We start from the raw sequence: 8,077 nt of genomic DNA, 5'->3' as shown, positions 1-8,077 counted from the left end.
GGGTCGGTGACCTGGTTGCGGCCGGTCCCCCGGGCCGGAACCCAGGCGCCGTCGACAAACACGTCGTCCACATGGGTGTAGGGCAGGTCCAGGGCCTCGCGCGCAGCCAAGGCGGACATGGCGGACGACGCCGGCGCTCCCCCGGGTGCCGCGGCGGTGCTGTGCGGCGTAGTGGTCATCGGATGACTCCTGTCTTCAGCAGTGCCCTGGAACGCTCCAGGTCCGCGGTTCCCATCGCCAAGGCGGCCTCGGTGATCAGTTCCGGAATGATCTCCACTCCCAGCCGGTCGGTGTATACGTCCGGGGTCATGCCGAACCAGGTCGATGCCAGTGCAATTCCGGCGTGGTCAAACCGCCACAGCCGGTCGGCGTCACGGACCAGGGCGTCCTCCAGCGAGTAGGCCACGTGGCGGGTGTCATGCCCGTCGATGATCTCGCAGACCCGGTCAACAAATTCCGCAGCGTAGCCCAGGCCGGGCAGCACGCGGCGGGCCACCTTGCAGCCTTCGGACTCATGTTCGTAACGGATGGCGGCCTTGCGCCAGTCGCCGGTAAAGCCCTCGGAGAGAATCCGGCCCTCGTCCACATGCGCCCAGCCCGTGTCGTGCAGCAGGACGGCCACACGGACCAGTTGCGCGTCGGCCTCGGGGTAGGCCCGGCAGAGCCGTTCGGCGAAGGCCAGTGAGATCGGCAGGTGGATATCGTTGTTGCGGCTCCGGGTCTCCCGCACCACCGCCTGCCAGATGTCATCCAGCTCGCCCACCGCGGCGGGCGTGGTCGAGATCGGCGTGGTGTCCACTGTCCCGGTGGCCGGCAGCGGCCGGACCGGATGGTCGGCTGCGAAAGCCACCGCGCGCGGGTCATCGGCGTAGGCGGTCGGTTCGGCGCGGGTGGTTGCAGGGGCGTCGGTATCGGTGTCCGGGGTCTGCGTCTCGGGGGTGCTCATGGGGTGGGTCTCCTAGGGTTGCGGCCGGGCCGGATGGTCTGCTCAGCTGTCCGTCGCAAGGGTCTTGAGGACGACGGCGGGGTCCGCTGCGGCGTCCGCGGGGATGTTCTGGCCCTTGGCCAGCGCGTTCTTGACCGCCATGAAGTCCAGCGGCGCGTTGACGCAGTCGGCGGCGATGATCTGGCCGCCGCGGTAGTACAGCACGGAGAACTTGCCCCGCTCGTCGTCGCGGCGCACTACGGTCTGGTCGTAGCCGAGCGTGAGCCCGGCGATCTGCAGTTTCAGGTCGGCCTGGTTGGACCAGAACCACGGGATGCCGGCGTAGTCCTCGCGGCGGCCCATCAGCGAGTACGCGGCGACCTTGGCGTGTTCGATCGCGTTGTTCACGCTCTCCAGCCGGATCCGTTCGCCCTCCGGCGAGCCCGGCAGCGGGTTCGGCATGTTCGCCACGTCGCCCACCGCCACCGTGGTGCCGTCGGAGGCGAGCGCGTGCCGGTCCACCACTATGCCGTTGTCCACGTCCAGTCCCAGCTGCTCGGCCAGCTCGGTGTTCGGCACCACGCCGATGCCTACCAGCACCAGCTGGGCCGGCACCGCGGTGCCGTCCTCCAGCACGACGCCGGACACCCGGCCGCCGCCGTCCGCGGCGGCGAGTTCCTGGATTCGGGAGTTGAGCCGGATGTCCAGACCGCGTTCGCGGTGCGCGGTGAGGAAGTACTCGCTGGTCTCTTCCCCTACCGCCCGGCCGATCAGCCGCGGCCCGTATTCCAGCACGGTGACGTTCTTGCCCATCTTGTGCAGGCTGGAGGCTGCCTCCAGTCCGATGAAGCCGCCGCCGATCACCACGGCGTCCCGAACGCCGTCCAGCTGGGCCTTCAGCGCCAGCGCGTCGTCGGCGTTGCGCAGGTACACCACGCCGTCCAGTTCCGCTCCGGGTACCTGCAGCTTGCGGGCGCGGGCGCCCACGGTCAGCGCCAGTCGGCGGAACCGGAATTCTGCACCGGAGGCCGCGTGGGCCACGCCCGAGCCGTCCGGCTGCTTGTCGATCCGCTCGATTCGCTCGCCCTTGACCAGGGCCACGTTGTGGTCTTCCCAGTACTGGTTGGACCGGAAGATCAGCGATTCGCTTTCCACCGTGCCCTGCAGGAACTCCTTGGACAGCGCCGGACGCTGGTAGGGCCGGTGGTCTTCCTCGCCCAGCAGCGTGATGTGCTCGTCGAAGCCCAGCGCGCGCAGCGACACGGCCAGCTGGACGCCGGACTGGCTGGCGCCGATGATCAGCAATCCCGTGCGCACGGCGCCGTCGGCAGTTTCGGCGGGCACCGCCGTCGTCGTGGTGGTGGTGTCCATGGTTCTACACCTGGGTTTCCGGGGTGGTGACGTACATGTCCTGGCCCTCGCAGAGCTTGAGCTGGCAGGACAGCCGCGAATTGTCCTCGCGGTCCACGGCCGTGCCGTAGAGCATTTCGTCTTCCATCTCTTCCATCTCGGGAAGCTGGTCGAGGGTGTCCTCGCGGACAAAGACGTGGCAGGTGGCGCAGGACAGCGAGCCGCCGCATTCGGCGACGATGCCGGGAACGCCGTTGCGCACCGCGGTTTCCATGACCGAGTCGCCGGGATTGCCTTCGACGTCGCGGACGGCGCCTTCAGCGTCGGTGAAATGAACCGTAGGCATGGGTTCTCCTCTTTCCTTGCTTCTTACTTGCAGTGCCTAGATGAACTGGCGGCCGCCGTCGACCACCATGGTTTGTCCGGAGATGTACGAGCTGTCCGGCCCGGCGAGGAACAGCGCCGCACCCACAATGTCCTCGGGCTGGCTGGCGCGCTTGAGCGCGCCGCGGTCCACGCCGTAACTCTCGGCGTTCTCCATCAGCCCGTAACTGGCCTCGGTAAGGGTGAAGCCGGGCGCGATCGCGTTGACCGTGATGTTGCGCCGGCCCAGTTCCTTGGCCAGCACCCGGGTCATCGCCACCACGCCGCCCTTGGACGCCACGTAGTGCAGCCACTGCTCCGAGCCGGAGTAGATGGTGGCGGAGGACAGGTTGATGACGCGTCCGCCGTCGGGCAGGTAGGGGCTGGCGGCGCGGGTCACCAGCCAGGGACCCTTGAGGTTCACGTTCATCACCAGGTCCCATTCGGCCGGGTCGATCTCCTCGAAAGGCGTGCGGGTCACCGTGGCGTAAATCGCGGCGTTATTAAGCACGACGTCGATGCTCCCCTGCCCGAACCCGGCGCACCTTTGGGCGAGGGCCTCGGTGGAGGCGACGTCGGTGACATCCGCCTCGAAGGCCTCGGCTTCCGCGCCGGCTTCGCGGACCAGCGCTGCGGTCTTCTCGGCGCCGGCCAGGTTGGTGTCGGCCGCCGCCACCCGGTAGCCGCGGGAGGCAAAGCCCAGGGCGAAGGCGCGGCCGAGCCCGCCGGCGGCTCCGGTGATCAGCACGGTCCGTGAGCCGGACCCGGCGGCGGACTGTCCGCTGCGAGCGGTGGCTGGGGGGTCCAGGGGAGGCTGTGTCATTGGTCGATCTTTCCTGTTGGGATGTGCCGGGCCAGGGTCCGAGGGGACTCGCCCGGCCCGGCACTGTGAGCGCCTGTTAGTGGCGCAGATGCTCAGACGTGGCTGTGGCTGTGCGCTCCGGGGCCGGCGACGGCCGTTCCGGCGGGCTCTTCGGCGTCCAGGATCTGTACGGTTCCCTTGGTGCCGTCCACCCGCAGCCGCTGGCCGGTCTTGATGGTGGTGGACCCGGAACCGGTGCCGGTCACCGCCGGCAGACCGTATTCGCGGCAGACAATGGCGGCGTGGCTCATCATGCCGCCGATGTCCGTCACGGTGGCCTTGATCTTGCCGAAGATCGGGCCCCAGCTCGGCGCGGTCACCGTGGCCACCAGGATCTCGTCCTGCTGCACCTCGGAGAGCTGGTCGGAATCGTGGATCACCCGTGCGTAGCCTTCCACCACGCCCGGGGACGCCGCCATGCCGCGCAGTCCGCCGCCTTCGACTTCCTCGCCGTCGCCCAGCCACTGCTGGACCTGCTCGGTGGTGATGCCCCAGAGCATCCGGGTGAACGGTTCGGTGATGGACTCCGGCGGGGTGTTCAGTGCCGGCGCCGGGCGCGCGGTCTTGAGCGCGTTCACAATCCCGCGGCGGCGTTCGATTTCTTCCGGCCAGTAGGTGGGGCCGATCGGTTCGGCGCCGACGCCCCAGCCGGTGACCAGGTCGAAGAGCGCGTCGCGGACCTCGTTGCGGTTCAGGTAGAGCAGGTCGTCCGGCTCGGTCCAGAAGCCCTCGGCCTGCAGCATCCGGGAGAGCTCGCGGATCTTCCGCCAGAACACGCCCATGGTCCAGTGCTCAATGTAGAAGTTGTGGTTCTCCACGTACGGGTACGCGGTGGCGGCCAGCTGGCGCTTGGCGTCAAACACCGCCTGGGCCTCGCCCTCGAGCAGGTCGCGGTATTCCTCCACGATCCGTTCCTTCTCCGCCACCAGTTCCTCGACCGGGCGCATGATCTGCTGGCCTTCGTCCAGCCGGCGGATGTAGTCGGCGATGTAGCCCAGCGGGATTTCCTGGTGCTCGTTCCAGTACTTGTCATGCCCGTAGAAGCCGTTGCCCACGGTGAAGTTGAACCAGGGGTCCTTCGCCTCCTCGTACCGGGCGATCCAGCGCTCGCCGCCGGCGGCGGCACGGACCGTGGCCAAGGTGGCATCGACGTCGTCGGTGTTGGCGAAGGCGGACTGGATGCCCAGCTCCACCGCCAGCTGGGCCAGCTGCTTGAGCTCGTCGTCCGGGCGGAACAGCTCCATGTCCACGCCCTGGACCATGGTGGCGATCGACTGGTCCGGGATGTTCGGGAACACTTCCTTGCAGAAGTTGAAGAAGTCCAGGTAGGCGATGTAGCCCAGGTTCAGGAACTCGAAGTGGTACTGCCAGTTCTGGTAGGCCAGCTGGATCAGCCGGTCGTAGTTCTCCAGCAGCACCTCGGAGCCGTCCATCGCCTTGCCCGTGGTGATGTCCTCCATCGGGACCATGTCCGGCAGCTTCTTGAAGGAGATGGTCTCCATCTCATCGATGGTGCCGCGGACCTTCACATGCCACTGCTTGAGCAGTTCCTCCCAGTTCTGGAAGTAGTGGCCCACCCGCTGCTCGAAGTGCGGGACGCGGGCGGCGATCTGGTCTTCCGGAACCGGGATCGGGGACATGTACAGGTAGCCCAGGTGCACCCGGAACTCGATGCCGTTGGCGTTCGGGATCATCAGGTGCCGGGCGTTGTACTGGCCCAGGCACTTGACCGCGAACTCACCGCCGATGGTCTCGAACGGCTTGAAGACGGTGGGCCAGTGCTGGCTGTCGCAGAACCAGAACTTGGCGTCTTCCTGGTCCTTCAGCTTGTCCTGGAACACCAGATAGTAGGGGTAGATCTTCTCCCAGCCCTCGGCGCCGGCGGGAACCGGCAACTCGGACGGCTTCGGGAAGGACTTCATGGACATGGCGGTCCTTTCAGTGGCGGCTCTACGGTGAGCCTTCGTGAGCAGTTCGGTGGAACGGTGGAACCTTGCAGGTGACGCAGTGGAAACGGTGGAACGGGTAGTGCCGTGGAACAGTCAGATGGAGGCCTTCATCAGCGAGGCGGTGATGCTGCCCAGGCTGAAGCCTGCCGTGCCGGACGCTGGGTTGCCGGGGTTGCCGGACGCTGGGTTCCCGGAGGTTTCCGGCGCCTTCGTCGAGGGGATGCCGGCACCGAGCACCGAGGCGTAGCCGCCGGTACCCGGCGTCGCCGTGGAGAGGGACTTCTTGGCGGAGTGGACGGTTTCCGGGCGGGACTGCAGCAGCAGCAGGTTGTCGCCGTCGGGCAGGTCATGGTCCAGCGCCCACTCGATGTCCTGCGGGCACTTGTAGTGCTTCTCCGCTCGTTTTGCCATCTGCGCGACGGCTTTCAGTTCGTCGTCGGTCAGGCAGCGGCGGGAGCGCCGTTCGGCGTCGACTTCCCGCTCCACCAGGCTGCGCGCCGCGGCGTCCGGCACCAGTTCGGCATGCTTGTCGCCGATGTGTTCGGTGATCGGGACCAGGGTGACCTTGTCCAGCACCATGTTGTCAGGCGTGACCTGTCCGGAGACCACCATTTCGCCGACGCCGTAGGACGCGTCGATGGTGATCTTGGAGCGGTCTCCGTTGGCCGGATCCAGCGTCATGGCGACGCCGGAGACCTTTGCGTTGACCATCTTCTGCACCACGACGGCCATCGACAGGCCCTCGTTCGGGATGTTGTTCTTCAGCCGGTAGATGATGGCGCGCGAGGTGTACAGCGAGGCCCAGCAGCTGCGGATGTGTTCGCCAACCGCGGCGAATCCTTCCAGCCAGAGGTAGGTGTCCTGCTGGCCCGCGAAAGATGCGTCCGGCAGGTCCTCGGCGGTGGCGGAAGAGCGGACGGCAACCGGGACCGGCGCGTCGAAGCGGGACATCAGGTCCTCGTACGCCTCAATGGTTTGGGCGCGCATGTGGTCCGGAACCGGCCGCGAGCAGATGTCTTCGCGGATGGCGGCGGAGACCTTGTCCACCTCGGCAACGTCCTCGGGGTCGAGGTCGGCCAGCAGCTGGTGGATGTGCCCGGTGATGCCGGCTTCCTGCATGAAGCGGTCGAACTGGGCGGTGGTGACGACGAAGCCGGGGGGCACCGGCATGCCGGCAGAGGTCATGGTGACCAGGGATGCACCCTTGCCGCCGAGGTTCTCGAGCTTGGGTTCGACGCCGCCGTCGAAAAACTGGATGAATTCATTGCTGTGCATGGTCAGGCCTCCCAGCTAACGGGAACGGTTTCGGGGACGCGGAAGGAGATGTTCTCGCGGAACTCGATGCCCTCAGGGCTCTCCAGCGTCAGGTTGGGTGCCAGCCGGGCCACCTCTTCGAGCGCGATCTTGGCCTGCAGTTTGGCCAGCATGTTGCCCAAGCAGTAGTGGATGCCGAAGCCGAAGGACAGATGCTCGCGGGCGTTCCCGCGGGAGATGTCGAACTCCTCGCCGTCCTCGAAACGGGCGGCGTCGCGGTTGGCCGAGCCCATCAGCAGCAGCAGTTCGCCGCCCTCCGGGATCTTGACCCCGCCTACTTCGGTGTCCTTGAGCGCCTTCCTGCGCCAGCCGACGATCGAGCCGGAGAAGCGCAGCACCTCGTCGATGGCGGCCGGGATCTTCTTGGGCTCCTCCACCAACTGCTGCCACTGTTCCGGACGGGCCAACAGCACGCGCAGCGAGTTGGCGATCAGCGTGGTGGTGGTCTCGTGGCCGGCGAACAACAGGGAGTACAGGATTGAGGCGATCTCGTGGTCGCTGATCTCCGCACCGTCCTGCTGCGCCCTGACCAGGTCGGCGGTCAGGTTGTCGCCGCCTTCCTCATGGGCCACCCGGACCAGGCGCTGGCACTCCTGCCAGTACTCCACCAGGTTGTGGGCGTGCGGGATCTGCTCTTCGTCGCTCAGGTCGCCCCAGGTCATGGCCGCGCGGGAATCGGACCAGCGCTTGAAGGTGTCCACCTGGGAGACGTCGGCGCCGATCAGGGTCAGGATGGTGACCGTCGGGACGGTGTAGGCCAGGTCCTTGACCAGTTCGCCGCGGCGCTCCGGGCGGGCCAGCATCGTCTCAAGCTGGTCCACCACGTTTTGCCGGATGAACGGTTCCAGCGCCTTGTAGCGGCGCGGCGTGAAGGCCTTCTGGGCCACCGCGCGAATCCGGGTGTGCTCCGGCGGCCGGCGGGCCGACAGGCCTGAGTAGGCGGTGAAGCCTCCCTCTTCCATGATCTTGGTGGCTTGCGGGCCCCGCTTGCGCACGGGGGCCTGCGCGTTCTCGCTGGAGAAGGTTTCCCAGTCGTCGAAAACGGCTTTGATGTCGTCGTAGCGGGAGACAACGTAGTAGCCGACCCGTTCGTCGAACATGACGGGCTGTTCGTTCCGTAGTTCGGCGTAGGCCGGGAACGGGTCCTTCATCTGGAACGGCTCATAGCCGTGGTGTCCGGCAGGGGCCTCGGCACCGTGGCCAAACGGACAAGCTGCCGTTTCGGTTGAGGATGACATCTGGAACTCCTTGGGGTCGGCTCCCGCCGCGGCCGTTTCAGGCCCGGTGGGATTGATCTGACTCCAGTGTTGCCCA

Annotated in this window: 7 protein-coding genes; all 7 read right to left on the bottom strand. The window is 67.0% G+C overall.

Going from position 1 to position 8,077, the window contains the following annotated elements; translation table 11 throughout:
* Positions 1-175 precede the first annotated feature (175 nt).
* A complete protein-coding gene (locus ACMX2H_RS12305) occupies positions 176-946 on the bottom strand; it encodes an HD domain-containing protein (protein WP_414960774.1) in 771 nt (256 codons plus the stop codon).
* Positions 947-988: 42 nt separating this feature from the next.
* The gene (locus ACMX2H_RS12300) at positions 989-2,296 is read right to left on the bottom strand and encodes an NAD(P)/FAD-dependent oxidoreductase (protein ID WP_414960773.1); all 1,308 of its coding nucleotides are present in this window, start codon (positions 2,294-2,296) and stop codon (positions 989-991) included.
* A 4-nt stretch (positions 2,297-2,300) separates the two neighbouring features.
* Positions 2,301-2,621, bottom strand: a complete 321-nt coding sequence (locus tag ACMX2H_RS12295; RefSeq protein ID WP_136787059.1) for a 2Fe-2S iron-sulfur cluster-binding protein — start codon at positions 2,619-2,621, stop codon at positions 2,301-2,303.
* A 36-nt stretch (positions 2,622-2,657) separates the two neighbouring features.
* Complete coding sequence (locus tag ACMX2H_RS12290) at positions 2,658-3,461, bottom strand: SDR family NAD(P)-dependent oxidoreductase (RefSeq protein WP_414960772.1); 804 nt, start codon at positions 3,459-3,461, stop codon at positions 2,658-2,660.
* Positions 3,462-3,553: 92 nt separating this feature from the next.
* Entirely contained in the window at positions 3,554-5,428 is a 1,875-nt protein-coding gene (locus tag ACMX2H_RS12285) for a PEP-utilizing enzyme (protein WP_414960771.1), read from the bottom strand.
* A gap of 114 nt (positions 5,429-5,542) precedes the next feature.
* A complete protein-coding gene (locus ACMX2H_RS12280) occupies positions 5,543-6,724 on the bottom strand; it encodes a PEP/pyruvate-binding domain-containing protein (protein WP_414960770.1) in 1,182 nt (393 codons plus the stop codon).
* A 2-nt stretch (positions 6,725-6,726) separates the two neighbouring features.
* Positions 6,727-8,001 (bottom strand): cytochrome P450, encoded by a 1,275-nt coding sequence (locus ACMX2H_RS12275; protein WP_414960769.1) that lies wholly within the window; start codon positions 7,999-8,001, stop codon positions 6,727-6,729.
* Positions 8,002-8,077 lie beyond the last annotated feature (76 nt).

The sequence above is a fragment of the Arthrobacter sulfonylureivorans genome, from assembly GCF_047607445.1.
Classification (GTDB): domain Bacteria; phylum Actinomycetota; class Actinomycetes; order Actinomycetales; family Micrococcaceae; genus Crystallibacter; species Crystallibacter sulfonylureivorans_A.
The sequence above is the reverse complement of the archived record's forward strand: the minus strand, read 5'-3'. Positions and strand labels throughout refer to the sequence as shown.